The organism is Synechococcus sp. OH30 (genome assembly GCF_047462175.1).
In the GTDB taxonomy this organism is placed as follows: Bacteria; Cyanobacteriota; Cyanobacteriia; order Thermostichales; family Thermostichaceae; genus Thermostichus.
The window spans coordinates 409,992-432,960 of the sequence record NZ_JANSIP010000001.1; the positions used below are offsets into that span (position 1 = coordinate 409,992).

Here is a 22,969-nt window from a genome sequence, read left to right on the forward strand (position 1 = left end):
TACCCCTGCTTTCTGTTTGCATTAGCATGCATTGACGCTAACCATCAACTATACGCGGGCATAGCGGCACAGGACGTTTCTAGATAGCTTTCTCGTGCAAGCAAGAAGAAAGCTGCAATGCAGACGGAGGATCCCTTTTGTCCAGGGCTGTCTACATCCACCCCATTTCGTCGCAGATAAGAGTAAACACCGTCGCGCAGCTGACCACCAGCAGCGAGAGGAGAAGTGACTGGCCGTGGGCTATGCAAACTGCAGCGGCCAAGGAGGCACCAACAGCGGCAGAAAAAGTGCGGCCTGCCCAATTACCTTTGGAGGGCTTGTCAAAGGGATTAAATTTGTCAAACATTTCAATCCAAGAGGTGCACAAAAGAGCAGGTCATTGAGTTTGTCCCAGACTATCACCCTCAGGGGCCATTTCAGCGGGATTCAGCACCGTTCTCAATATTTCTTCGCCTAGGCTTCAATCTTTCGCAAAATTGCCCTCAGGCGTTCGTAATCCTCCCGCAACAGCAAGCTCAACTGCCGCCCTACCTGCACCAACCAGTGGCGGTCCCGGTTCAAGAGGCGATAGGTCTGGCGGATGGCAGCAGCTACCAACTCGTCGCTGGGAATGCTGTTGATGCGCAGCAGGGTGTGCAGAAACTCAAACGAGCGACAAAACTCCCGCACCTGTCCCTCCGAGCAGGGATAAACTGGCTGGTGAATCTGGGGCGGGCGCGGCGGCAGGTACTGGTAAACTCGCTCCCCGCTGACAAAGCCAACAATGGCAGCACGGAAGTCGCTGCGCAACATGGCGAAAATTTGGGGCTGCTGCTCCCGCAGCTGTTGGAGGGACAAGCCTAAAGCTCTAGGTCGGTGAATTGGGTCAACAGGCGTGATGGCCGCGTAGCAAACCACTCCATAGATCCAGTTGCCGCTCTCTTCATCCTGAGAGCAGATCCAGCTACCAAGAGCAGGCAGGGTTGGGAAAGCCAGCCGCTCCGGCTCAAAGCACTGGGCCACGAAGGTGGTGGTGTTGGCTTCCACCACTTCTCCCAAAGCAAAGGGGGGTGGGGAGGTGGCTTGGGATCCCATCCTGCCTCCAATTCTGTCAAGGCTGCTTCTAGGAGGGCGGTGCTACCCTAGCTCTAGCTGCTGGTGGCGGGCCTGGGCCCGTTGCAGGGCCTGCCGTACTGCGGCAAAGCCAGTGCCTCCAGGGCTAAGCCGCGCAGCCACTACCTGCCGGGGATCGATGGCCGCAAAGATATCCTCCTCGAAGACGGGGTGAAAGCTTTTCCAGCGCTCCAGGGGCAAATCCTTTAATAAGATACCTTCCGCAAGACAGGTGCGCACAATCCGGCCCACCAGATCATGGGCAGTGCGAAAAGGGATCCCTTTGCGCACTAGGTAGTCGGCTACATCGGTGGCATTGGAGAAGTCTGTCTGCACCGCGGCCTCTAGGCGCTGGGTTTGGAATTGGATGCCTTCCCGCAGGAGGATCCGCATCGCCTCCAGGCAGGCTTTTACAGTATCGACAGCATCAAAAAGCCCCTCCTTGTCCTCCTGCAAGTCTTTGTTGTAGGCCAGGGGCAGCCCTTTGAGGGTAACCAACAGAGCTTGCAGATGACCGAATACCCGCCCGGCTTTGCCCCGCACCAGTTCTGCCACATCGGGGTTTTTTTTCTGGGGCATAAGGCTAGAGCCGGTAGCACAAGTATCGGTGAGGGCGACAAAGCCAAACTCCTGCGATGCCCAGAGGATAATCTCTTCCGAGAGGCGGCTGAGGTGAACCATAATCAAGCTGGCGGCAGCGTGGAACTCCACGAGGAAGTCACGGTCGCTCACTGCATCCAAGCTGTTGGCACTGATGCGCTCAAACCCCAGCAAATGAGCGGCAAGGTGCCGGTCAATGGGTAGGGAAGTGCCAGCTAGCGCCCCAGATCCCAGGGGACAGACGTTCACTTCTTCTCGCACCCGTCCCAGCCTTTGCCAATCCCGCCAGAACATCTCTTCGTAGGCCAAAAGGTGATGGGCTAGGCTCACGGGCTGGGCTCGCTGCAGGTGAGTGTAGCCGGGCAGGATTGTCTCCACGTGCTGGCTAGCCAACTCCAGCAAGACCCCTCGCAGCTCCCAGAGGGAGTGGCGGATAGCGTCGATTTGATCCCGCAGGTAAAGGCGTAGGTCGGTGGCCACTTGGTCGTTGCGGGAGCGGCCGGTGTGCAGCTTCTTCCCCACCTCCCCTACCAACGCTACCAGCCGGCGCTCGACGGCGTAGTGGACATCTTCCGCCTCTGGGTCGGGCTGGAAGATGCCCTCGGCAACCTCCTTCTGGATTTGCTCCAGCCCCTGCCGAATCTGCTCTGCCTCTTCGCGGCTCAAGATGCCGCAGGCCCCCAGCATCTGCACGTGGGCCAGGGATCCGGCCACATCGTAGGGCAAAAGGCGAATGTCAAAGCCAATGCTGGCATTGAAGCGGGCAATCTGAGGGTGCAGGGATCCCGCAAAGCGTCCGCTCCAGGGGCGCGGGGTGGAAGGGGCTGTCGGCTGGGACATGGACGCGGAAGGAGGATAGGGATCGACTACCACAGGAAGACTAGAAAAAAGCAAGCTAAGCAGCAACGGCCAAGGCGCCGCCACCTCAGCGCCAGGAGGTCCAAGGGCTACTGCCTCTAGTGGGAGCTAGTGATGCTCTTGAGCATGTAGCCCGCCACGATTCCTATCAAAAGCGCCCAAATTTGGCCCGATTCCACAAAGTTGTTCCACCCCTTGCGGATATCGCCCAGCACGTCCTGCCGGAACACTTGGGCAACCATCGCCTCCGTCTGCAAGGCCGGCGAGGCCGGCAAATAAACCGAGGAAAGCTCGAAGCCAGAAGCAGTGAAGTGCATGCTTGTACCTCAGGTGAAGGTTGACTGGGAAAGTGAGCCGCCCCCCTAGGAGGCTTCCCTACTAGAGGGTACCCTCAGTTTGAACCTTCCTACCTAGCTTGGCTCAGAATCGGGCAATACTTTCAACACCACCAGCGTCGTATCGTCCACCAGCTCAGGCCGCAAAGAAATCTCGTCCTGGAACAGAAGCTCCACCTCCGCCGCTGGCTCGGGGACAACAGGGCGGGATCTCCTAGGGCCTCGGAAAGCCTCCATCTGGGCAAAGAGGCTTTCTAGGATCTCCTCGGGCAACTCGTAGCAACTAGCAGCCCGCTGGATGGCCTCCACTAGACCTGAGGTCTCTAGCCGCTCCCCGCGGGTATTTGCAACCTCAATATAGCCATCAGTGTAGTAGACTACCACATCCCCTGGTTGCAGTTGCACGCAGCTTTCCGTGTATTGGCTGTGTTTTTCCAAGCCAATCAGCGCTCCTTCCGTGTCTAGGGGCTGGATGTCGCGGCTGCGGGCCCGCCACCAGAGGGGGGGGTTGTGGGCGGCGTTGCTAAAGCACAAGCGGCGGGAGCGGGGATCGTACTCCGAGTAAAACAAGCTAATAAAGCGACTGGAGTTTTCCAGATCACTGTACATAGCCCGATTGAGATGTTGGAGAACACGGGCCGGCGAGTGGCCGTTAAGGGCTTCTGCCCGCACCATGGCGCGGGTCATGCTCATTAGCAGGCCGGCAGGCACGCCTTTGCCCATAACATCCCCAATCACGATCGCCAGGCGAGAGTCTGCCGACGGCTCAGACGATTCCTCCAGGTTGCTGCCCGGCTCCCCAGAGGCAGGTGCCTTCGGGATCTTGATGAAATCGTAGTAGTCGCCCCCCACTTTGCTGGCTACGCGGCAGCGGGCCGCCAGCCGAATGCCCTTGACTTGGGGGTAGTGGCGGGGCAACAGTTGGGTCTGGATGTAGGAGCCAATCTCCATTTCTTTTTCCAAGGCCATTTTGCGGCGCAAGGCCGCCGTCAAGCGCTCATTCTCAATGGCCACACCCGCTTGGTCGGCCACGAGGCGCAGCAGTTGCTGGCGGCGCTCAGTCCAGTGGTAGGTGGGCTGGCGACTGAAAACGTACAGGCGACCCTGGACAGAGTTACGAATCAACAGGGGCGTGCCAAACAGGCGCACATCTGGCCCCAGGCTCTGACGCAGGCGCTCGTCTAGAAGATGTTCGAGAGCTGGGATCTTCACCGCCAGGGATCCTTCTGCTTTGAGGAGGGGCTCCTGAGCAGATAGGCTCTGGGCAATCTGCTCCATTTCCGCGCGAATCTGCTCGCGGCGCTCAAGATCTGAACAATGCAGCTGATCCAACTGAATGGTGCCGTTGGGGCTAAACAGCACTAGGGCTCCCCCATCAGCTTCGGTGAGCTGGCTGGCCACAAAAGCGGTAAGCTCCAGGATCTGGTTGAGGTTGTTGAAGGAGCGCAGGGCAAAGGCCAATCCTCCCAGCAGGTACAGCATCGACTGCTGGTCTGCACCGGCTTCAGCTTTGGCCGGGGCGGGCAAGAGGGCTGGCGACTCCTTCTCCTTGGCAGTGCCCAGCCTAGGGGTGGGATCCTCCTGAACTGAGCTGAGCGTGTCCTGGTCGGTTGTGGGCGGCAGCGAGGCAGGCAGAACCTTGGCAGGAAAAGACTCCGGCCAGGACAAACCCGATAGCCCGGCAGGGGGCTGGGCCGGAAAGGCTTTTTGCGGGTTGTGCTCATCCATCGGGAAGCTAGAGGAGATCCCCTGGAAACATAACGATGCAGTTTAGCAAAAATGTCAGAAGCTCCATCACAAAAGTTTTAGCCCAATCCCAACAGTCTTCCTCAGGCCCGGCGGCGCTGACGGGATCCCTGGCACAGTTCTTGGTAGAGCTGCTCTAGGCGACTGAGGTTGTGGCTGAGGGTGTAGCGCTCTAGAACGCGCTGGCGGGCTTTCATCCCCAGCAGTTGGGTAAACTCCCGCTGATCCCGCAATAGCGGAAGCAGCGTTTGCAGCTCCACTGTCACCCGAGCGGGGTCCAACAAGATCCCGGCTCCATCCGCTAGAACCTCGCCATCGGCACCGACATCAGTGGCCACCGCTGCCACCCCACAGGCCATCGCCTCCAGCAGCGACAAGGACAGCCCCTCAATCAAGGAAGGCAGAATGAACACGTCAGATCCCCGCAGGATCTCGATACGCTCCTGCTCGTCCGCCACATAGCCCAGCCAGTAGATCCCGTGCTGGCGGGTGTAGAAAGGCTTGAGAGTATTGAGCAGGGGTCCATCCCCCACAATCAGGAGGCCACACTTCTCACCCATTTGAGCCTGCTTCCAGGCTTTGAGCAGGGCCTCGACATTTTTTTCCGGCGAGATCCGTCCTTGGTAGACAAAGACCCGCTCCAGCCCCAACCGTTGCTTCAGGGTGGAGGGTCCTGGCGAATACTTATCAACGTCGACGCCGTTGGGAATGACCACCACCTGCTCGCGGCTCACCCCCAGTTTGCTTAGGATCTGGCGCTGCGTTTCCGAGAAGACAATGGTGCGGTCGTAGTGGGCCAAACAGGGGGCATAGAGCTGATAGGCCAGGTATTGGGTGCGGGAGGCGATGTTGCGCCGCCGTCGGTCAAAAGCCGGGTGGAAAGTAGCCACCAGGGGCTGGTTGAGCTCAGCGCAGATCTCCGGCAACACAAAATCAATGGGCGAAATTGTTAAAGAAGCATGCACCAAATCCGGCTGCAATTCCCGTAGGGCTTGGGTCAGCAACCGCCGGGCGTTGGGAGCCGGGATTGTGTAGATCTGCGACTTGTACAGACAGGGCAGGGAAACATCCCGCCCCACCAGCTCACGACGGGATCCCTCTACAGCAGGGGCCTCCAGGCTGGGGGAGGGGCTTTCGTTGGTGAAATGGAAAAAGCTCACCTGATGTCCCCGCTCCAAAAGGCCGTTGGTCACCTCACGGCTATAGGTGACGTTGCCACAGAAAGGTGCCTTCTTGCCTATCCAGGCGATGTGCATGGGCGGATCCCTACGGCGCCAGAACGCTGATCTGCAACGGGATGTGCGATTCAAAGCCTCTATAAGGGTAGCAGACTCACCTCCCACGTCGGTCCGCTGCTCCCCTCTCAAGGGAGAAACCTAGACCGACAGCCCTACGCCGCAGCTATCCAGCAGAAAAACTTATCTGTGCCCCTCTCTGCCCAGCAGACCCCAGAGGTACAGCCCCGCCGACCCAGTCAGGGCTGCCAGGCCGAGAAACGTCCAGGCAAGGCCGAAATACGTTTCTGCCACCCCCGCCAAAACCAGCGGCAAACTGAGAGCAATGTTGACCGCATTGTTCTGCAGTCCAAAAACCTTGCCGCGCAGATGTTCGGGGGTCTCCTCCTGGAGCAAGGTTTGCATGGGCACCGCCACCAACGCCCCTCCACAGCCCAGCAGGACAATCCAAGCCAAGCTGGGAAACAGCTTCCCCTCCGTCCAGGACAAAGCCACCAAGGACAGACACAGCAACAGGGATCCCAGCCCACTCCAGGCGCGACGGCTCACCTGCCGGCCCGTATGCCCCACCCAAAAGGCGCCAATGGCCATGCCCAGGCCGGCAGCCGCCAGCAACACCCCAAACTGATCTGCCTCCAGCTCCGCCGTCACCTCGGCCATGCGCACCGCCAAGACTGCCAGCGCCGCAAACAGCGAGTAGAGCACCACCATTTGCAGCAAGGCCGCGCGGATCAAGGGCATTTGCCCGATGTATTGCAGGCCCAGCTTGAGATCTTCCCAGAGATGGGGAGCCTGCCAAGGCCGGGGCTCTAGCCTCTCGTGGGGTTGCAGCAGCAGTAGCAGGGATCCCGCCAACAGGTAGGCTCCCCCCACCACCAGCTCCGGTCCCACGTCCCAGCCAGGCAGCCAAGTGTGCACCCAGCGATCCGCCAGCGTTAATAGGGGTTCGCCAATGGCAAAGCCGACGATCAGCGAAGCCATCATCGTCGTGGTGTAGAGGGAGTTGGCCGCCAACAGCTCCCGCCTAGGCAGGATCAGCGGCAGAGTGGCCTGTTCGGCAGGAGCAAAAAACTGGGTCAAGACAGAGACGGCAAAGCTCACCAGCAACAGGCTGCCAAAGCCCAAAGGGATCCCTGGCCAAAGGTCACGCCCGGCGGTAAGCCAGAGCAGCGGCGGCAACAGCAGCACCAGGATCCCGCGCAGTACGTTGGAGAGCACCAGCACCCCCTTCTTGGGCCAGCGATCCACAAACACCCCTGCCAGACTGCCCAACAGCACCGCCGGCAGCGTAAAAGCCAGCATAACCGCCGCCACCCAGCCGCTGATGGAAGCCCCCTCTGGCTGAAACTGCTTCGAGATCACCCCAATCAGCAGCACCAACAACACCTTGTCGGCCAACTGGGAAAACACCTGCCCCATCCACAGCAGCAGGAAATTGGGTCGACGCAGGACGGCAGCAAAGTTTCCCAGGCCTGTCCCTGAGAAAGGGGAATCCGCTTGGCTGTCCTCTTTGGGATCCTGGGGAGGGGGCTCTGGCAAGGGATCCCCCGACGAACACTTCAGCGAGCCGGAGGGGGGACTTGCCGGCGGCTCAAGTGGGGGGGCCTCTGACTTCAGCACCTCAGTTGAAGGAAATGGGGAAGGAAGATCCCGAAGATGAGAAGTCCGGTGGCAGACCTCCACCTCCCCTTCCGGCCAGTCCCATCGTTGCTCCAAAGTCATGGTGCCCCCGTTCAGCATATCCCTCTCCCCCGCCTTGGTTTTCCCTGCCGCGCTCCAGCATTACCGCTGCTGGATTGGGAGAGGTGCCCTAATCTTAAATCTTGACCTAGCCTGCAATCAAACTGGCTTCCCCTCCAGGGCAGCTTACCCCTGGGCCGCCCAAGTTGTGCCTCCCCCCTGAGCAAGCCGCTAAGGCGAGGGTAGGGAAAGGCTATCAGCTTTCTGAAAACGATAGGGAGCGCAAGGGATCTGGGATCGACTCGCTGGGGGCTACAAAGCTGCCCTTTTCCACAAAGGTAAGGCGCAGCGCCAGCCAACGGATGAAATCCTCATTGGTCGAGACCACCGCTCCCAGCGGCTCCTTCAACTTGTGGCGCAGCGGCTTGAACTCAGGAGCTTCCATGAAAGCCGGCTGGGGCACCCAAAAGAAATCGATGGGGCGATGGTGCTCCTCGTAGTGTCGGCGACGCTCTTCCAGCACCTCCTCTAGAGGTTCAGACCGCAAAAAATCCAAACTGGCAACAATGAAGTGGTAGGTAGTGGGCTCAGTGGCAGACATGCGCAATCAGGTGGCGGACTTAAGCAAATGGGGGGCCGGGTCGCGAGAGCTCCAGCAGGGCTGGCAGGCTTCCAACTGCTGGAGGGCAGGCAGCCGCGCCATTACCTCCTCAGGGGGCATAGGATGTTCTGCCGCCTGCTTGAGGGTAGCTAGAGCTTGGGCTGCCCACTCCCGTGCCCAGAGGGGAGTTGAAGGGGTTTCCCCCTGCTCCAACAGTTCCTGGCAGAGGGCAGTCGAGCGCTCCAGGTCGCCACTGCCCTGATAGGCCATAATCAGAGCCACTCGCGCCAGAGCACATTCCTCGGAGTTTAGCCTGGAGTCTCTACGCTCCTTCCGGCGGGGTGAGCTCCCTTGAATCGAACAGCAGTAGCAAAAAGACTCAAGAAGGTTGATCGCTTCTAGGTAGCGCTCCTGCTTCAGCGCAGTGATGCCAGCACGGAGGGAGCCATACGGAGGAGACATGAGCCTAAAAGGGGATTTTAACCGCCTTGCAGCCAGAGGTATGGGTGGCCTAGCTTTTTATCCCAGGTTTCGTGTCTGCTACTACTATACTTCAGACAGACAACTGCGACTCCCCTCTTCCTCGCTTTTGGCAAGGGCGCTCAACTCTTACGGGCTAGGATATAAGTGCTGACGTAGTGGGTTTCCCGGCGCAGCACCTCACAGCCTGCCTGCTGCAGACGCGCCCCCAGGTCGTCGCGGATGTAGTCTCGGTAGTAGGGTTCGTGGAAGGTTTGCACAAAAGCTTCCATCGTCTCCTCCAGCTCCGGCGAATCCAAGAGTTGCACCGAGTCGCAGATGACAATGACGCTCCCCGGCTTCACCACGCGGCTCATCTCGTTGATGACATTTTGCCGGGCCGGGCCGGGCAGCTCGTGGAAGAGAAACACACTGACAACCGCATCAAAGGTGGCGTCGGCATAGGGCATAGCCTCAGCGTTGGCGCGGATGAGCTGGGGCAGCTCCCCAGGCAACTCCTGCAACAGGCGGTTGGCCTTGCGCAGATAGGCAGGGGAAAGATCCAGACCGTACAGCGCCGCTTTGGGCAGAGCTCCCCGCAAAAGGCGCAGCGTGCGCCCCGTACCACAAGCCACATCGAGAATGTGGGGAGCAGATAGAGCAGGATCGAGGGCATCCTTGAGCAGCCGGATTACCCGTCGCCGCATGGCATCCGCCGTGCCCCCAAACAGCAGCTCCACCTGGAGGTCGTAGAGCTCAGCCGAGCGATCGCTTAGGTAGCCGTTGGTTTGGTAGTGGAAATTCTGCAGGTAGTATTTCGGGTAGCCCTCTGTGGAGATGTCTGGAGAAAACTCCTGGTAGCGCCGACTGTGGACCCGTCGGGTAATCTGGGGCAGTTCCAACCACACGGCTGGGTAATAGCGAGCAAAGTCCAGCCAGGGGTTGTCAAAGAGAAGCGCGTGAGGGTAGTAACCTGCCTCGGCATCTTGCCAATCGACCTGGAGCAGCCGTTCGTAACGAGCCCGCAACTCCTGCAAAGTAGCTGCGCTGACCTTTACCCGCTCCCGCGGCGGCAGGGGCTTGCCGGAGACAAAGCTCTGCAACTCCCTAATGGCAGAGAGCATCAGCTCGGAAGCCTGCGTGGAGAGAGCCTTGTGGACAAAGCCGAAGAGGTTTTTGCTCCACTGAAAGGCACGGTAGGCTGCCTCTCCAACTGGCGATGGGATTGGCAGCGACAGCTCGGAGCTTAACTGTAGGCTCATAACCCTGCAAGGTGCGAATGCTTAATGTTTGTTTACGTTAGATTATAGCAAGGCAGCGGTGCGAAACCGGCAAGTTCTGGGCCTTGGGAGAGCCGGCGAATTGCTAGTCCCACCCCACTTCTTTAGCAGGGAGAGTACTCTATTGGTGTCCCAGGAAAGACGTCTCCACTGCCTAATGCCCTGGGGGAAGAGGCTGAGCAAGTCGAGCAGATTGGGAAAAGGGAGCGCCCGAGCATGACAGCCAAGACGGTGTTGGTCATTGACGACAGCATCATGATCCGCAAGATGGTGGCTGGGATCTTGGCCGATCAATTCCAGGTGCTGGAGGCTAAAGATGGCCTGACGGGCTTGGAGGTTGCCAAAAAGCACCATCCCGATCTCATCTTGCTGGATTTCGTCATGCCCAACATGGATGGCTACGAGACCTTGCAGGCCATCCGGCGGGAGGAGAGCCTGAAAAACACCCCTGTCATTATGATGTCGGGGATGAAAGAGCAGGTAACAGCCCGCATCCCTGAGCCTTTTGTCGATTTTGACTTCATTGAAAAGCCCTTTGAGGCGGAAGCCCTTCTGGCCCAAATTCAAAAGGCCTTGCGGGTGACCCCTGAGGCGGCACCAGAGCCGGGGTCGGAAACCAACACCCAGTTGCTCTTGAACAAGCTCACCGCCATCGAGACCCTGCTCATCCAAGGCACGGAAAACCTCATCCAGCGGGAGGTGGTGACGCGGCTTGTCAACCTCAGCCAGCGCCTAGACCGTCAGGAAGCCCACAGCGCTAGTCTAGAAGAGCAGATCCGTAAACTCACTAGCGAAGTGGAACGGCACAGTCAGGGCTTGGCCCTGATCGTCAAGGAGTTGCGGCATATTCGTAAACTGCTAGGGGGATCCTGATGTCTGAGCAAGGCTTGGAGCGCGCCTACCGGCACCTGGATGCGGTGACGGCCCTGTTTGTGGCTGTGCTGCTCATTTCCAACATCGCCTCGGCCAAGATCGTGCTTTTGGGGCCGTTTACCTTTGATGGCGGCACTATTCTCTTTCCCCTCAGCTACATTTTCGGCGACATCCTCACGGAGGTCTATGGCTATGCCCGCTCGCGGCGGGTGATCTGGTTGGGGTTTTTCTCGGCGGCCCTGCTGTCGGTAACCTTGATGATCGTGGGATCCCTGCCGGCAGCCCCCGATTGGCCCTACCAGGAAGCCTACAACCAGATTCTCGGCCTTGCCCCGCGCATTGTACTGGCCAGCCTCATTGCCTACTGGAGCGGCAGCTTTGCCAATGCCTATGTGCTGGCCCGCCTGAAGGTGTGGACGCGGGGACGCTGGCTGTGGACACGCACCATCAGCTCCACGTTGGTGGGCCAGGCGGTGGATACGGGCCTGTTTATTCTCATCGCCTTCTGGGGGGTGTTTCCCGGTCTGATGAGCCTCATTGTCTCCAACTACGTGTTCAAGTGTGCCGTTGAGGCAGTCTGTACGCCCCTGACCTACGCCATCACCGGCTGGCTAAAGCAACAGGAACAGGAAGACTACTTTGACGTGGCAACCGACTTCAACCCTTTCCGAATGCAGTCTGTATCTAGGTAGTTCATCCATCAGCTGCCCCGGCGAGAGGGATCCCAGTTTTGGTATAGTCAGAGCGTTATCCTTTCTCTCCTGCCGCCGGTGCGCAGCAAGCCGGCCCGGCTTGGGCAGCCCGCTGTTGTCGGGAGCCTTTATCTTAAGACAAGACTTTTGTGAGGGATCCGTAAAGATGATGCTCATTTTCCAAATTGCTCTGTTGGTGTTGGTGCTCTACAGCTTGCTCCTGGTGGTGGCAGTGCCAGTGCTCCTTAGCTCAGCCAGCGACTGGAGCCGGGCCAAGAATGTCCTTTTGGTGGGATCCCTGCTCTGGGTGCTGATGGTAATCGGGGTGGGAGTACTTAGTTTCTTTAAGTGATCCTCCCACCCTCCCACCAGCTCCTGGACGTGGCAGAGCATCAGGACTGCAAGGTTCTGGTGGCTGGGAAAAACTGCGCACCCCCGCACTCTGTTGGGTCCTGAGCGGGGATCCCACCCATTTAGAATGGAGGGTGTTTTGGATACGGTTCTGCTGCTTGCTGAGTCGCTAGCGATTGCAGAGCTCTGAGGCGCTGACGTGTTTGGGGAGGTTTGGGTGGTGAGAGGGGCAAAGTGCTGGCAGCTTTTTGGCTGGGTGCGGCTGGGGATGGCGGTGGCAGGTGTAGTGGGATCCCTGCTGCTGTCCCGTCCAGCAGTGGGGCAGTCGGGCTTTGTCATCACGGGCAGCGAGGGGGTACCTGTCCTCAGCTATCGGCTGGATTTTCGCGGCATTCGTGGTCGGCTGGATCGCTATCGCCTGACGATCCCACCGCAGGACGTGGCGGTAGCAGAAGTTCTAATTAGTGGGGACAGGAACTTTGATGCCGTCATCGATCCCCAGAATGTGCGCCTAGAGGTGGAGGGGAAGCCAGTGGAGCTGGCGGAAGTGTATTGGGACGAGGAGTTTCGCTCCTTGGAGGTGGTGGCCCGTCAGCCCATTGCCGCCGGCCAGGAGATCCGCTTGGTGCTCTCCAATGTGCGCAATCCTTCCGCTGCCGGCATCTACCGGGTAGAAGCGCGGGTAAAGGGGACAGAGCCCAATCCGCTCTTCCGCAAGGTGGGCAACTGGCTCATCACCATCGACGATCCGGAGCGGCTTACCTTCTAATGGCCGCTGCCTCTGGCTTCAACAACCTCAAGGGATCCAAAGAGGAGCTGGGGGCGAACGGTAGCCTGGCATCCAGGGAGAGGTTGTCTTTGGTCCTAGCCGACACCTGGTATCCCAATTGGTGGCAGGCCCTGCTCTTGGGCATGGTGCAGGGGATCACCGAGTTTCTGCCCATTAGCAGCACGGCGCACCTGCGGGTGGTTCCGGCTTTGCTGGGCTGGCCAGATGCAGGCGCTTCCTTTGCGGCGGTAATCCAGTTGGGCAGCTTGGGGGCAGTGTTGATCTACTTTGCCTCTGATCTGCGCCAGGTGCTCCTTGGCTCCTGGAAGGCTTGGCAGGAGCGAGATTTCCAGCAGGAGTCTTGGCGGCTGCTCATAGGGATCCTGGTGGGGACGTTGCCAATTGGGGTTGCCGGGTGGGCCGTCAAGGCCATTTGGGGATCCCCGCCCCGCCAGTTGGGGGTGATTGCTACTGCCGCCATTGGCTTGGCACTGGCTTTGGGCTGGGCGGAACGGGTGGGGAAACGCCGGCGAGATCTGCACAGCCTGGGCATTTGGGATGGGCTCTGGGTAGGGCTGGCCCAGGCTTTGGCTTTGATTCCAGGGGTATCCCGCTCCGGTGTGACGCTGACAGCGGCTCTGTTGCTGGATTTGCAGCGCTCGGCTGCCGCCCGCTACTCCTTTTTGCTAGGGATCCCGGCCCTCTTTTTGGCCGGGGTGGAGGAATTTATCGCCGAGTTCAGGGCAGAGGCACTGCTGTCGCAGGGGTTGGGGACGCTCTCGGCCTTTGTTTTCTCCTACTGGTCCATCGATTGGCTCATTCGATTTTTGCAGCGCAGCAGCACCTGGCTGTTTATCGTCTACCGGATTGGGTTTGGCCTGTTCATTTTCTTGGGGCTAGCCCTGGGGTTCCTGCAACCTTAAGCCGACTTAGCGCTTTGGGCAGGTACTCCCCTAGGTGGGCCGGATCCACCCCTGTTAGACCCCGCTCCCCCGCCAGCTGGATAGCGGCTTGGGCGTGCCACCACACTCCAGCACAGGCACAACTGAGCAGCTCCGCGATCCCCATCGACTGACCCAGTTGGGCCCTTCTGCGCGCCACCAGGCCGCCGATTAAGCCAGTTAGGACATCGCCGCTGCCACCGCGGGCCAAAGCCGGTGTGCTCTCCGGGTTGACCCAGCATTCCCCCGTAGGAGAGGCGATGACCGTCCGTGCTCCCTTTAAAACCACCACCGCTCCACTCTGGGCTGCTGCTCTCTGGGCTGCCTCCATGCGATCCGCAAGCGGGATCCCTGGAAAAAGCCGGCGAAATTCCCCCAGGTGGGGGGTGAGGATGGCTTGGATCCCGTTTTCTTGCAAGCGCTCCACCCCCATCTCCGCCAGGGCATTGAGGCCATCGGCGTCGATAACCCAAGGGATCCCGGCCCAATCCTGCAGCAAGCTCTCCAGCAGTCGCCGGCGGGTTTCTCCTAGGCCGGGCCCCACTGCCACCGCCTGGAAAGGTTTTTCGCCCAGCGGCGGCAGAGCCGGGATCCCTTCCCAGGGGTGAACCAAGACTTCCGGCAAAGTGCTGTGGATGAGCCCCTTCAATTCCGCCGGCACCGCCAGGGTTACCATGCCCACGCCACTGGCGCGGGATCCCAGCCCGGCCAACGCCGCCGCCCCGGCATAGGCCGCCGACCCTGCGACTACTAGCAGGGATCCCTGGCGATATTTGTGGGTATCCAAAGGTGGGTCAGGGGGAAAATGGGGCCAAGGGTTCAGCAATAGCTGGGGAACCGCCCCTGCTAGGCAGGCCCAAGGGGGGATGCCAAAATCAAGGCGATGCAGCCGTCCCACCCAGGGCAGAGCCGCCTCCTGCCACAGGCCCCGTTTCCAGAGGCCCAGGGCATAGGTGTGGCTGGCGCGGATGCAGCAGCCCCAGATCTCGCCTGTCTGGTCGTTGAGGCCGGAGGGCAAGTCCAGGCTGAGGATGGGAATGCCGCTGCCGTTGGCCCATTCCACCGCCCCCGCCCAGGGATCCCCCAGGGGCCGGTTTAGGCCAATGCCAAAGAGGGCGTCAATGAGCAGATCGCAGTCGGCCAACGCCTCCACCCGCTCCACAAACTCCGCTCCCAGAGCCCTGAGGTAGCGGGCGTGGTTAGCGGTTAGGGGCTTGAGATCCGGCTTCCCCAACCAAACCTTCACCTCCTTTTGGGCTAGCCGCAGCTCTCGCCCAACCACCAAGCCGTCGCCGCCATTGTGCCCCGTGCCGCAGAGGATGCCAATGCGCTGCACCTGGGGAAAATCCTGCTGCAACTGGGCAAAGGCGGCCAGCCCCACCTTCTCCATCAGGGCGGCCACGGGCATGCCGGCAGCGAAGATCTCCTCCTCAAGACGCCGCATCTGCGCCGAGTTGACCAAGGCGGTGGCCGGGTCAAAGGAGGGGAGGAGGCTGCTTGGCTGGGGCAAAGAGGGCTCTGGCATGGCGGTCATGGCTGGGGGGAACTCAGGGAGCTTAGCTCAATCACATTCCCGTCGGGATCCCGAACAAACACAGCCGCCCGCCCGGAAGCGCTGGGCTGCACCTCATAGCCTGCCTGCAGCAGGCGGGCCTTTACCGCCTCCAGATCTTCCACTCCCAGGGCCACATGGGGAAGGCGCCCCCACTTCGCCTTGCTGCCACGACTGGCTTGCTGCCCTTGGTTAAGTGGCTCCTCAGGGACGATCAAATGAATCTGCGAAGACCCCACCTGGTACCAAGCACCAGGAAAGTTAAAGGGAAACCGCTCTGCCTTCGGGAGCCCGAGCACAGTTGCGTAGAAATGCTCGGCCCTGGCCAGATCGCTAACCCAAAGGGCGGTGTGGAGGTGTTGATAGGTGCTCATGACGTTGCTTTAGCTTAATCAGCGGGAAGCCCTGCACTGTATTTATATCAGTGTCGGGATGAAAGCCGTTCGTCCTACAATTGAGGAGAACAAGTTATTCCTGCCGTGGGTCGCCCGGTGGCAGTAGGCTGAGACCTCTGTACCAACAAGTCTGTGAAGCGGGAAGCCCGTACGCTATCTAAAACGAAGATGAGTGTCGGGAGTCGTTCACCGCAAGGCCTTGAAGCGGGCGAGAGTAATCTCCAAGGGCCTGTTCCGCCCAGACGCTAAGGTGGAGCTAGGGCAGCGGCGACGAGAATATCCTCTATCTTGCTTCTTGCCTAGGGGTTGGTCTATGGGATCCCACACCAAGTTTTTCGGCACCGTCTTGGCCATGCTGGCTGTTAACGGCATCTACTTGCAATTGCAGCAGCTTGCCCTGCGGTTGGAAGAAGAGGTGAACCCAGCTCCTTCAGAACAGGCTGCTCCAGAGCCGCAGAGCAACGCCCAGCCGCCGCATCCCTGGGGTCATCTGGCCCAAGTTTTCCGGGGGGCCAGCTTCGTCGGGATCCCCACCCCTAGGTTCCAAGCCGAGAAGCAGGGTGGTGCTTTGCAAAGGGGATCAAACCCCGTACCATAGAGGAGCAGGCCCCCTGTTTTGCGGTTTACAACTTGGATACTCACCATGACTCAGCCGTCAGCGACCTCTGGGCAAAAGCCACTTGTTATTGCCCCTTCCATCCTCTCGGCAGACTTTAGCCGCTTAGGAGAAGAAGTGCGGGCAGTGGATGAGGCGGGGGCCGACTGGATCCACGTGGACGTCATGGATGGCCGCTTTGTGCCCAACATTACCATTGGCCCCTTGGTGGTGGAAGCCCTGCGCCCGGTTACGGCCAAGCCTCTGGACGTCCACCTGATGATTGTGGAGCCGGAAAAGTACGTGGCCGACTTTGCCAAGGCGGGGGCCGACATTATCTCCGTTCATGCCGAGTCCAGCTCCACCATTCACCTGCACCGCACCCTCAGCCAAATCAAGGATCTGGGCAAACAGGCGGGCGTGGTGCTCAACCCGGCCAGCCCCTTGGAGCTCATCCAGTACGTGCTGGATCTGGTGGATCTGGTCTTGATCATGAGCGTCAACCCCGGCTTTGGCGGCCAGAGCTTCATTCCAGCAGTGGTGCCCAAAATTCGCCAGTTGCGGGCTCTCTGCAACGAGCGCGGTCTGGATCCCTGGATCGAGGTGGATGGCGGTATCAAGGCTAGCAACGCCTGGCAGGTGATCGAGGCGGGGGCCAATGCCATCGTGGCCGGCTCGGCCGTGTTCAAGGCCAAAGACTATGCGGAGGCTATTCGCGCTATCCGCAACAGCCGTCGCCCGGAGCTGGTAACGGTTTGATTTGGGAAAACCGTGCTCTTGCGCTCCTCTCAGGCCAAGGCACAGAGGAGCAGGGAGGGGAGGACGAGCCCGAAATTCTAGCGCAGAGCGGCGGTCTCCTGCTGGGTAGCCGAAGGCACCGTACCCTCCTCACTGGCGGCTTGGACTAGGCAATGGGGAGGCGTGGAAGGAGGAGTGATTGGCTGGGGCGAAGTAGGGCTGAAAAAAACCTGGCAGAAAGGCAGGCGGCTGTTGCGCTGAATGTCAGCAAGGTAGGGAGGAGGGATAGTACCCCAGTAGGCCTCTAGCACCTGCTGGTCGGGATCCTCCGGCAGCACCTGGTAGTACACCATCAGGCGGTTATCGGGGAACCAAGCGCGGACAAGTCTTTGCAGCTGCCTTGGATTGAAGCCCGGTTCCTCTGGGTTATAAATCAGGTGCATCCCCACTAGGCGCCCGCCCATGAAGTAGGCCTCCACATAAAACCCGCGGGCATAGAGGGGGGGCACGGAGGGATCCCGCGACGAAGGGGCAGCCGGCAAGTAGAGAGCCTCACCCCCGGGGCGCAGTTGCCAGCGGCTCCAGCGGGGATCCTCCCGGTCGCTGGAGAGGGCTTCCCAATTGTTGGCGCGGGCGTAGCTTAGGAAGCGCTCCTCCACCATGCCCAAATAGAGCATTTCCATCTGCCAGGACGGTCGGGCCCGCGTTTGCAAGAGGGGCAGCGTGCGCACTTCTCCCTGCTTGAGCACCAAAACTTCTGCCCGCGCTGGGTAACCTTCCCACGTCAGCAGTGCTGCCAAGACACCTGCTCCAACTGCTCTGCCAAGGCTGGCCAGCCCTCGCCGTGCCGCCCGTAGCAACAGCCTGACCAGGGGCAGCTCAAACCAAAGCCACGCCCCGCCCAACGCAGCTAGAGAAGCAGGGACGTAAGATGAGATCACGGGGAGATCAAGAGGCCAGGAAGAGGATAGGGGCCATGAATGCCTTATTCTAGCTTAACCAGCGGGAAGCCCTGCACTGGAGTTCCATGTAGTGTCGGGACGAAAGCCGTTCGTGCTACAACTAGGGGGAACAAGTAATTTCCCTGACTTGTTCGTGCTGGGGGTCGCAGGGTGGCAGCAGGCCGAGGCCTCTGGACCAACAAAAAATGCGAAGCCGGTACGCTAGCTGTTCGCGCAGCCTGTCGTAAGCCAGGGTGGGTTTACTCAACGAAGACGAGGGTCGGGAGTCGTTCACTCACAGTGCTAAGGTTCCTTAGAAATCTTAACCTGCTGCCCTGGGTGAACTTTCTTGCCGACAGCGGATGGATCAAAACCCGTATCCAACTGGGCGCGACTGCCGAGAAGCTCCCTCCTCGACCGTAGGGCCGGGGCTCATCGTTATTGCTGGCCCCACCGCCACCGGCAAGTCGCAGCAGGCGTTGTGGCTGGCCCGGCGGCTGGGATCCCCCCTGTTGAACGCCGACTCTCGTCAGGTCTACCGGGAGTTTGACATCGGCACCGCCAAGCCCACCCCTGCTGAGCGGGCCCTTTGGCCCCATGAGTTCATTGACTTTGTGGATCCCCGCCACACCTACACTGTGGCCGAGTTCCAACGAGCCGCCCAAGCCCGCATTGCCGAGGCCCATCGGCAGGGACAGACTCCCATTCTGGTGGGGGGGACGGGGCTTTACATCCAATCTATCACTGCAGGGCTGGGGATCCCGGCAGTTCCCCCGCAGCCCCAGTTGCGCGCTCAATTGGAGACGTGGCCGCCTGAGATCCGCTACGCCTGGCTGCAGCAGTTGGATCCCGTGGCCGCTCGGCAGATTCACCCCCATGACGAGGTGCGCACCCTGCGGGCTTTAGAGATCATCTACACCACCGGGAAGCCGGCTTCCCGCCTGCGGCAGGCCCACCCTCCCAACTACCCCATCTTGATCTTGGGGCTGCACTGCCCGATGCCCCGTCTAGAACAACGCATTGCCCGGCGCACAGCGGCAATGCTGGAGCAGGGGTGGATCGAGGAGGTAAAGACGCTGCGGGAGCGCTATGGGCCGGACTTGCCTCTTCTGCAGACCTTGGGCTATGCGGAGATTAGTGCTTACCTAGAAGGGCGGATCCCAGAGGCGGAGCTCCAGCCTTTGATTGTGCGGCGTACCCGCCAGTTTGCCAAACGGCAGATGACCTGGTTTCGGGCCATGCCAGGGATCCAGTGGCTAGACTGCGAGGCTGAGGATCTGCCGGAGCAGATTTGGAACCGGGTTATGGCGTGGAGGGCGGCTCAGACCAGCGCCGAAACCACTCCTGCCGTCGCTGCGCGTCCGCCCGCCGATTGGTAACGATCTCCCACACTTGCACCCCTTGGGCGGGCAAGGGATCCAGGGCTTGAGCCAGCTCCTCCCACGTCTCCAGCCGCTGGTGGGGAATGCCGTGAGCCTGGCAGAGGCGAGCAAAATCTACCGCCTGGGGAGTGGCAAAGTAGGGCTCAAAGGGAGGATTGAGCCCCTGGCGGCCCACCTCCGCAATGGGCAGTAGCTCGAAAATCCCTCCTCCCTGGTTGTTGATGAGCAAAATGGTTAGAGATCCCTGTAGCTGAGAGCTAAGCCGCAGGCCACCGCAGTCGTGCAGAAAGGCCAGATCCCCAGTCAGCAACACCGTCGGGCGATAGCGGTGGGCCACTCCAAAGGCAGTCGAGAGGATGCCGTCGATGCCGTTGGTGCCGCGGTTAAAGTAAGGCCGGATGCGGCGGTCGTTGGGCGGCCAGAACCACTCCACATCCCGCACCGGCGTGCTGTTGGCAATAAATAGCGGCGTTTCCGGAGGCAGGTGGTGGGCCAGCCACCAGGCAACCTTGCCCTCAAACCACTCCGGCACAGCCGCCAGCAGGCGATCCAGCTCAACCCGAGCTTTTGCTTCCGCCCTCAGCCAGGTTTGCAGAAAAGCGGTTGCCTTGGCCTTGCCTGCCGGGATCCCTGCCGCCACCTCCTCTACTGTGTAGGGCAAGTGGGTTGTGGAGTTGTGGAGGGGATCGGCGTTCTGAGGACGGGGGTCGAGTAGCCAGGTGCGGGGAGCCGCTTGCGCCAGAACTTGCCGCAGCACCTTGCTGGTGGGCAGGGATCCCAGTTGGATGACGTGTTCCGGCCAGAGCAAGGGATCCCCCCGCTGCAGGAGGAAGTCGTAGGTAGTGATGAGGTAAGGGTTAAGGGAAGCGTAGTTGCGCAAGGGGGAGAGTCCCTCCGCCAGCACCGGCCAGCCCAGAGCCAGCGACAAACGGGCCACTGCTGCCACGTACTCTTGGGGATCTGCCGGCTGGGCTGGCCCTGCCAAGATCACCCCCCGCTCGCAGCTGCACCACTCCTGCCAAAAAGAAGCTGTCTCTACCTGAGAAGAGTTCCGCCTTGTCGGGAAGGGAAATCCAGCAGGAGCCACCCCCCGAAAAAAGGTCTTCTCAAACTCAGGATCTTCCTGCAAATGGACTAGAGGCGCAGTGCTGCCATCAGCAACAGGGGCCAAGGGATCCCGCAAGGGCACGTTGAGATGCACGGGGCCGGGAAAGGGGTAGAGGGCGCGTTCCCAGGCGTGGACAATCATTTGGCGCAGGTAGGCCAGAGCTTCCAGGTCGGCGCTGGGCACTGCCAACTCTGCCTGCCAGTTGGGGTAATGGCCGTAGAGCTTTACCTGGTCGATGGTCTGACCGGCGCGGCAGTGGCGCAGCTCCGGCGGCCGATCCGCCGTCAACACCAAAAGTGGCCAGCCACTTTCTGCTGCCTCGATCAGGGCAGGGAAAAAATGGGCACCAGCACTGCCGGAGGTACAAACGAGGGGAACGGGCTGCCGCAGCCGCTGGGCCAAGCCAAGGGCAAAAAAGGCCGCTGACCGCTCATCCAGCACTGGAATGGCCTCGATCTCGGGGTGCCGCGCTAGCGCATAGGTGAGGGGGGCAGAGCGGGATCCTGGACACACCACGGCCACCCGACAACCCAGCCGGCTCAAGGTCTCGGCCAAAACGGATCCCCAAAGGGCATTGAGGTTGCGCCAGTCCAGCCGTTGAGGGAGAGGGGTGTTGGCCATCCCAGCCACCAGAGGAAGCGAGGAAGTAACCCAAAGTGGGTCCATCCTGTTACTCTATGCCCACCGACCCTCCCAGGGGAACTCTCTAGGGGTCCTCCTCCCGTCCCTCGCTGGCTATGGCCTAGTAAGGGAGGATGTTCTCCCCTGCCTGCAAGAGGAGCCACAGCTTGGTCAGGTCTCCCCGAGGGGGAATAATGTTATGTTCATGAGAACCTCCCTTATCGACCTTTGCTGCAGCCAAGCAGGAGCACCCATGCCCAGGAAACCCGATGGCTACCTCATTCACATCATGCTGGAAGGGGGTCAAACCCTGCAGGTACGGGTCAAGGATGCCAGAGAATACACAGAGCTAATCAACCAGCTGATGGTGGGCGGGGACGAGTTCATCCCCTTGCCCAAGCAAATGGACAATGAGTACATGATCGTGCGTCCCCGGCGGGTGGCTGGTGTATCTGTGGAGGCAATCTACACCTCCAGTGTTGGTATTGAAGGAGTGTAAAAATCCCAAAAGCCAAGAAGCCAGGGAGCCCCCGTTGCAGTCCAAGGTCCCTAGCCTTGGAGCTGGGGGCTCTGGGTGGGCTTTCTGTAGATTCAGGAGGCCAAAAAGGTTATTTCTCTGGTGGCAGGATTACCTTGTCAATGATGTGGATAACGCCGTTGGAGGCCTTGAGATCAGGGGTTACCACCTTGGCGTCGTTGACCTGGATCCCATCCTTGACGGCGATCTCCACAGGGGCTTCGGCAAGGGTAGTTAGCTTACCGGCCTTTAGATCTTGAGAGAGAAGTTCGCCAGACACCACATGATAGCTGAGCACTCGCTTCAATTTCTCCTTGTTTTCTGGCTTGAGCAAGTCGTCTAGAGTGCCTTTCGGCAAGGCCGCAAAGGCCTCATCCGTCGGGGCAAAAACGGTGAAGGGACCTTTGTCAGAGAGGGTCTTCACCAGGTCAGCAGCCTCCAGGGCTTTGATTAGGGTGGTGAAGGAGCCAGCCTCTGCAGCAACATCCACGATGGTTTTTTGGGCAGGAGCCGCAGTCTTCGCGCTTTCAGGCGCTGGGCTGGGGCTACTGGCATGGACTCCAGGGGCTGCAGCCAACGTAGCGGCCGAGGCAACGACCAAAGAGAGCGCGAAGAGATTGCGAATCATGCGATGTAACCCTCCGTGAAGAGTAGGTTTACACTCCTTTACGACGGAGAAGCTCTAGCTCGAGTTCCCTTTTCTCCTCGAGGAGGCAAAAGCTATCCCTGAAGGGCGATTACACCTAACCAACTCTTGAAGCCGCTGGCCGTTTAGGCGTTGCCCCTACGGCTTGCCGAGGGATCGCCACTGCCTTCGGGTTGCTGGAGACTGGTCAAATCGTTGAGGCGGCGCAGGATCCCCCATCCCTGCAGGGCTTCCAAGAGGGCCTCCCGCACGACAGCCACTGTTTCCTGGTCAAGGGCCAGGCGTAGATAGTCCACTGCTAGCCGGGTTTGTTCGGGATCCAAATGGGGCATAAGGCTCTGCAGCCGGCGCACGCCCAGCAGCCGCCTGTAGGGATCGGGGGAGGCAATGTCACCCAGATCCCGCTCCAATTGGGAACGCCGCCGCTCCTGCCGGCGGCTGAGCCATTCCCCAAACAGCAGCAACAGCAGGGCCAGCGTAACCAGCCCCTGCACAATGGCGCCCGTGGCTAGCCAGCGTTGGCTGGCTTCTGCCCAGATTGAGACCACAAGGTAGGTACCGAGGGCAGCGCCTGCCCCCCCCGCCCCAGCCAGCAGCAGGGAGCGATCGGCTTGGCGCAGCCAAGCTTGCCACTCCTGCCAGCGGCGGCTAAACTCAGGGCTGCAAGCCGCGTACACCCCTAGCATCACCCCCGTGCCCACCGCTAAGGAAAGGGCCAGGCGCCAGTGCCAAAAAGCCAGCCCCGCCAGGGCCAAGCCCGACAAAGCCAGAACCCGCCACTGCGGCCCTGCAAGCATCCATAGGGCCACCTGGGATCCCACTTCTACTGCCCCTTTCTGAACCCGCTGCAGATACTCTCGCCAGGATCCCTGGCCAGGGGAGGGGCGCTCCGTTCCCTTCTTCACCGCTGGAACTCCCAAAGCTGCGCTTCCTCTAGAGGGGATCCGCTAGCCCCCTAGGCC

General features: G+C 60.3%; 25 protein-coding genes. 9 read left to right on the forward strand and 16 right to left on the reverse strand.

Annotated elements, in window-relative coordinates:
* Positions 1–151: 151 nt before the first annotated feature.
* The 10 genes from NW830_RS02015 to NW830_RS02060 all read right to left on the reverse strand — a co-directional run bounded on the left by NW830_RS02015 (position 152) and on the right by NW830_RS02060 (position 9,868).
* Positions 152–346, reverse strand: coding sequence for a hypothetical protein (locus NW830_RS02015; RefSeq protein ID WP_414359420.1), 195 nt, complete (start codon positions 344–346; stop codon positions 152–154).
* A 107-nt stretch (positions 347–453) separates the two neighbouring features.
* Positions 454–1,074, reverse strand: coding sequence for a hypothetical protein (locus NW830_RS02020; RefSeq protein ID WP_414359418.1), 621 nt, complete (start codon positions 1,072–1,074; stop codon positions 454–456).
* A 42-nt stretch (positions 1,075–1,116) separates the two neighbouring features.
* On the reverse strand, positions 1,117–2,532 hold the full coding sequence (gene argH / locus NW830_RS02025; protein WP_414359416.1) for an argininosuccinate lyase: 1,416 nt from the start codon (positions 2,530–2,532) through the stop codon (positions 1,117–1,119).
* Positions 2,533–2,648: 116 nt separating this feature from the next.
* The gene (locus tag NW830_RS02030; protein WP_414359414.1) at positions 2,649–2,867 is read right to left on the reverse strand and encodes a hypothetical protein; all 219 of its coding nucleotides are present in this window, start codon (positions 2,865–2,867) and stop codon (positions 2,649–2,651) included.
* Between the two features lie 93 nt (positions 2,868–2,960).
* Entirely contained in the window at positions 2,961–4,613 is a 1,653-nt protein-coding gene (locus tag NW830_RS02035; protein ID WP_414359412.1) for a PP2C family protein-serine/threonine phosphatase, read from the reverse strand.
* Between the two features lie 101 nt (positions 4,614–4,714).
* Complete coding sequence (locus NW830_RS02040) at positions 4,715–5,887, reverse strand: glycosyltransferase family 4 protein (RefSeq protein WP_414359410.1); 1,173 nt, start codon at positions 5,885–5,887, stop codon at positions 4,715–4,717.
* A gap of 162 nt (positions 5,888–6,049) precedes the next feature.
* On the reverse strand, positions 6,050–7,606 hold the full coding sequence (locus NW830_RS02045) for an MFS transporter (RefSeq protein ID WP_414404538.1): 1,557 nt from the start codon (positions 7,604–7,606) through the stop codon (positions 6,050–6,052).
* 196 nt (positions 7,607–7,802) lie between these two features.
* Positions 7,803–8,147, reverse strand: a complete 345-nt coding sequence (locus NW830_RS02050; protein WP_414359407.1) for an MgPME-cyclase complex family protein — start codon at positions 8,145–8,147, stop codon at positions 7,803–7,805.
* Between the two features lie 6 nt (positions 8,148–8,153).
* Entirely contained in the window at positions 8,154–8,429 is a 276-nt protein-coding gene (locus NW830_RS02055; RefSeq protein ID WP_414359405.1) for a hypothetical protein, read from the reverse strand.
* A gap of 320 nt (positions 8,430–8,749) precedes the next feature.
* Positions 8,750–9,868 carry a class I SAM-dependent methyltransferase gene (locus tag NW830_RS02060; protein ID WP_414359404.1) on the reverse strand — a complete coding sequence of 373 codons (1,119 nt, stop codon included), beginning with the start codon at positions 9,866–9,868 and terminating at the stop codon, positions 8,750–8,752.
* 234 nt (positions 9,869–10,102) lie between these two features.
* On the opposite strand from NW830_RS02060, the gene NW830_RS02065 reads away from it, so the two are divergent.
* The 5 genes from NW830_RS02065 to NW830_RS02085 all read left to right on the forward strand — a co-directional run bounded on the left by NW830_RS02065 (position 10,103) and on the right by NW830_RS02085 (position 13,494).
* Positions 10,103–10,759 (forward strand): response regulator, encoded by a 657-nt coding sequence (locus NW830_RS02065; protein WP_414359402.1) that lies wholly within the window; start codon positions 10,103–10,105, stop codon positions 10,757–10,759.
* A complete protein-coding gene (locus NW830_RS02070; RefSeq protein ID WP_414359400.1) occupies positions 10,759–11,451 on the forward strand; it encodes a queuosine precursor transporter in 693 nt (230 codons plus the stop codon). The genes NW830_RS02065 and NW830_RS02070 overlap by 1 nt, the downstream gene beginning before the upstream one ends.
* 166 nt (positions 11,452–11,617) lie before the next feature.
* On the forward strand, positions 11,618–11,803 hold the full coding sequence (psbZ, locus tag NW830_RS02075; protein WP_414359399.1) for a photosystem II reaction center protein PsbZ: 186 nt from the start codon (positions 11,618–11,620) through the stop codon (positions 11,801–11,803).
* Between the two features lie 216 nt (positions 11,804–12,019).
* Positions 12,020–12,571, forward strand: a complete 552-nt coding sequence (locus NW830_RS02080) for a DUF2808 domain-containing protein (RefSeq protein WP_414359398.1) — start codon at positions 12,020–12,022, stop codon at positions 12,569–12,571.
* 89 nt (positions 12,572–12,660) lie between these two features.
* Positions 12,661–13,494 carry an undecaprenyl-diphosphate phosphatase gene (locus NW830_RS02085; RefSeq protein WP_414360031.1) on the forward strand — a complete coding sequence of 278 codons (834 nt, stop codon included), beginning with the start codon at positions 12,661–12,663 and terminating at the stop codon, positions 13,492–13,494.
* Here the strand turns inward: NW830_RS02085 and NW830_RS02090 are convergent.
* Together NW830_RS02090 and NW830_RS02095 are read right to left on the reverse strand one after the other, a co-directional pair.
* A complete protein-coding gene (locus tag NW830_RS02090) occupies positions 13,454–15,046 on the reverse strand; it encodes an NAD(P)H-hydrate dehydratase (protein ID WP_414404539.1) in 1,593 nt (530 codons plus the stop codon). The two genes, NW830_RS02085 and NW830_RS02090, sit on opposite strands and share 41 nt — an antisense overlap.
* Positions 15,043–15,438: a VOC family protein gene (locus tag NW830_RS02095; protein WP_414359394.1), complete on the reverse strand. Its 396-nt coding sequence runs from the start codon at positions 15,436–15,438 to the stop codon at positions 15,043–15,045. The genes NW830_RS02090 and NW830_RS02095 overlap by 4 nt, the downstream gene beginning before the upstream one ends.
* A gap of 334 nt (positions 15,439–15,772) precedes the next feature.
* Between NW830_RS02095 and NW830_RS02100 the strand changes: the two genes are divergently transcribed.
* Together NW830_RS02100 and rpe are read left to right on the forward strand one after the other, a co-directional pair.
* Positions 15,773–16,057 carry a hypothetical protein gene (locus tag NW830_RS02100; RefSeq protein WP_414359392.1) on the forward strand — a complete coding sequence of 95 codons (285 nt, stop codon included), beginning with the start codon at positions 15,773–15,775 and terminating at the stop codon, positions 16,055–16,057.
* A 45-nt stretch (positions 16,058–16,102) separates the two neighbouring features.
* A complete protein-coding gene (rpe, locus tag NW830_RS02105) occupies positions 16,103–16,813 on the forward strand; it encodes a ribulose-phosphate 3-epimerase (RefSeq protein ID WP_414359390.1) in 711 nt (236 codons plus the stop codon).
* 77 nt (positions 16,814–16,890) lie between these two features.
* Here the strand turns inward: rpe and NW830_RS02110 are convergent, their stop codons facing one another.
* Positions 16,891–17,592, reverse strand: coding sequence for a hypothetical protein (locus tag NW830_RS02110; protein WP_414404540.1), 702 nt, complete (start codon positions 17,590–17,592; stop codon positions 16,891–16,893).
* A gap of 503 nt (positions 17,593–18,095) precedes the next feature.
* On the opposite strand from NW830_RS02110, the gene miaA reads away from it, so the two are divergent.
* Positions 18,096–19,112: a tRNA (adenosine(37)-N6)-dimethylallyltransferase MiaA gene (miaA, locus tag NW830_RS02115; protein WP_414359386.1), complete on the forward strand. Its 1,017-nt coding sequence runs from the start codon at positions 18,096–18,098 to the stop codon at positions 19,110–19,112.
* On the opposite strand, the gene menD is transcribed toward miaA, so the two are convergent.
* Entirely contained in the window at positions 19,036–20,844 is a 1,809-nt protein-coding gene (gene menD, locus NW830_RS02120; RefSeq protein WP_414404541.1) for a 2-succinyl-5-enolpyruvyl-6-hydroxy-3-cyclohexene-1-carboxylic-acid synthase, read from the reverse strand. The two genes, miaA and menD, sit on opposite strands and share 77 nt — an antisense overlap.
* Before the next feature lie 253 nt (positions 20,845–21,097).
* Here menD and NW830_RS02125 point away from each other — a divergent pair, with 253 nt between their 5' ends.
* A complete protein-coding gene (locus NW830_RS02125) occupies positions 21,098–21,343 on the forward strand; it encodes a hypothetical protein (protein ID WP_414404542.1) in 246 nt (81 codons plus the stop codon).
* A 109-nt stretch (positions 21,344–21,452) separates the two neighbouring features.
* Here the strand turns inward: NW830_RS02125 and NW830_RS02130 are convergent, their stop codons facing one another.
* Together NW830_RS02130 and NW830_RS02135 are read right to left on the reverse strand one after the other, a co-directional pair.
* Positions 21,453–21,851 (reverse strand): fasciclin domain-containing protein, encoded by a 399-nt coding sequence (locus NW830_RS02130; RefSeq protein WP_414359381.1) that lies wholly within the window; start codon positions 21,849–21,851, stop codon positions 21,453–21,455.
* A 281-nt stretch (positions 21,852–22,132) separates the two neighbouring features.
* Positions 22,133–22,912, reverse strand: a complete 780-nt coding sequence (locus NW830_RS02135) for a hypothetical protein (RefSeq protein WP_414359379.1) — start codon at positions 22,910–22,912, stop codon at positions 22,133–22,135.
* Between the last annotated feature and the right edge of the window lie 57 nt (positions 22,913–22,969).

Excerpts from the sequence above, each read along its gene's own strand:
- NW830_RS02015 (WP_414359420.1), bottom strand. The coding sequence starts at position 346 with ATGTTTGACAAATTTAATCCCTTTGACAAGCCCTCCAAAGGTAATTGG.
- NW830_RS02020 (WP_414359418.1), bottom strand. The coding sequence starts at position 1,074 with ATGGGATCCCAAGCCACCTCCCCACCCCCCTTTGCTTTGGGAGAAGTG.
- argH (WP_414359416.1), bottom strand. The coding sequence starts at position 2,532 with ATGTCCCAGCCGACAGCCCCTTCCACCCCGCGCCCCTGGAGCGGACGC.
- NW830_RS02030 (WP_414359414.1), bottom strand. The coding sequence starts at position 2,867 with ATGCACTTCACTGCTTCTGGCTTCGAGCTTTCCTCGGTTTATTTGCCG.
- NW830_RS02035 (WP_414359412.1), bottom strand. The coding sequence starts at position 4,613 with ATGGATGAGCACAACCCGCAAAAAGCCTTTCCGGCCCAGCCCCCTGCC.
- NW830_RS02040 (WP_414359410.1), bottom strand. The coding sequence starts at position 5,887 with ATGCACATCGCCTGGATAGGCAAGAAGGCACCTTTCTGTGGCAACGTC.
- NW830_RS02045 (WP_414404538.1), bottom strand. The coding sequence starts at position 7,606 with ATGCTGAACGGGGGCACCATGACTTTGGAGCAACGATGGGACTGGCCG.
- NW830_RS02050 (WP_414359407.1), bottom strand. The coding sequence starts at position 8,147 with ATGTCTGCCACTGAGCCCACTACCTACCACTTCATTGTTGCCAGTTTG.
- NW830_RS02060 (WP_414359404.1), bottom strand. The coding sequence starts at position 9,868 with ATGAGCCTACAGTTAAGCTCCGAGCTGTCGCTGCCAATCCCATCGCCA.
- NW830_RS02065 (WP_414359402.1), top strand. The coding sequence starts at position 10,103 with ATGACAGCCAAGACGGTGTTGGTCATTGACGACAGCATCATGATCCGC.
- NW830_RS02070 (WP_414359400.1), top strand. The coding sequence starts at position 10,759 with ATGTCTGAGCAAGGCTTGGAGCGCGCCTACCGGCACCTGGATGCGGTG.
- psbZ (WP_414359399.1), top strand. The coding sequence starts at position 11,618 with ATGATGCTCATTTTCCAAATTGCTCTGTTGGTGTTGGTGCTCTACAGC.
- NW830_RS02090 (WP_414404539.1), bottom strand. The coding sequence starts at position 15,046 with ATGACCGCCATGCCAGAGCCCTCTTTGCCCCAGCCAAGCAGCCTCCTC.
- NW830_RS02095 (WP_414359394.1), bottom strand. The coding sequence starts at position 15,438 with ATGAGCACCTATCAACACCTCCACACCGCCCTTTGGGTTAGCGATCTG.
- NW830_RS02100 (WP_414359392.1), top strand. The coding sequence starts at position 15,773 with ATGGGATCCCACACCAAGTTTTTCGGCACCGTCTTGGCCATGCTGGCT.
- rpe (WP_414359390.1), top strand. The coding sequence starts at position 16,103 with ATGACTCAGCCGTCAGCGACCTCTGGGCAAAAGCCACTTGTTATTGCC.
- miaA (WP_414359386.1), top strand. The coding sequence starts at position 18,096 with ATGGATCAAAACCCGTATCCAACTGGGCGCGACTGCCGAGAAGCTCCC.
- menD (WP_414404541.1), bottom strand. The coding sequence starts at position 20,844 with ATGGCCAACACCCCTCTCCCTCAACGGCTGGACTGGCGCAACCTCAAT.
- NW830_RS02125 (WP_414404542.1), top strand. The coding sequence starts at position 21,098 with ATGCCCAGGAAACCCGATGGCTACCTCATTCACATCATGCTGGAAGGG.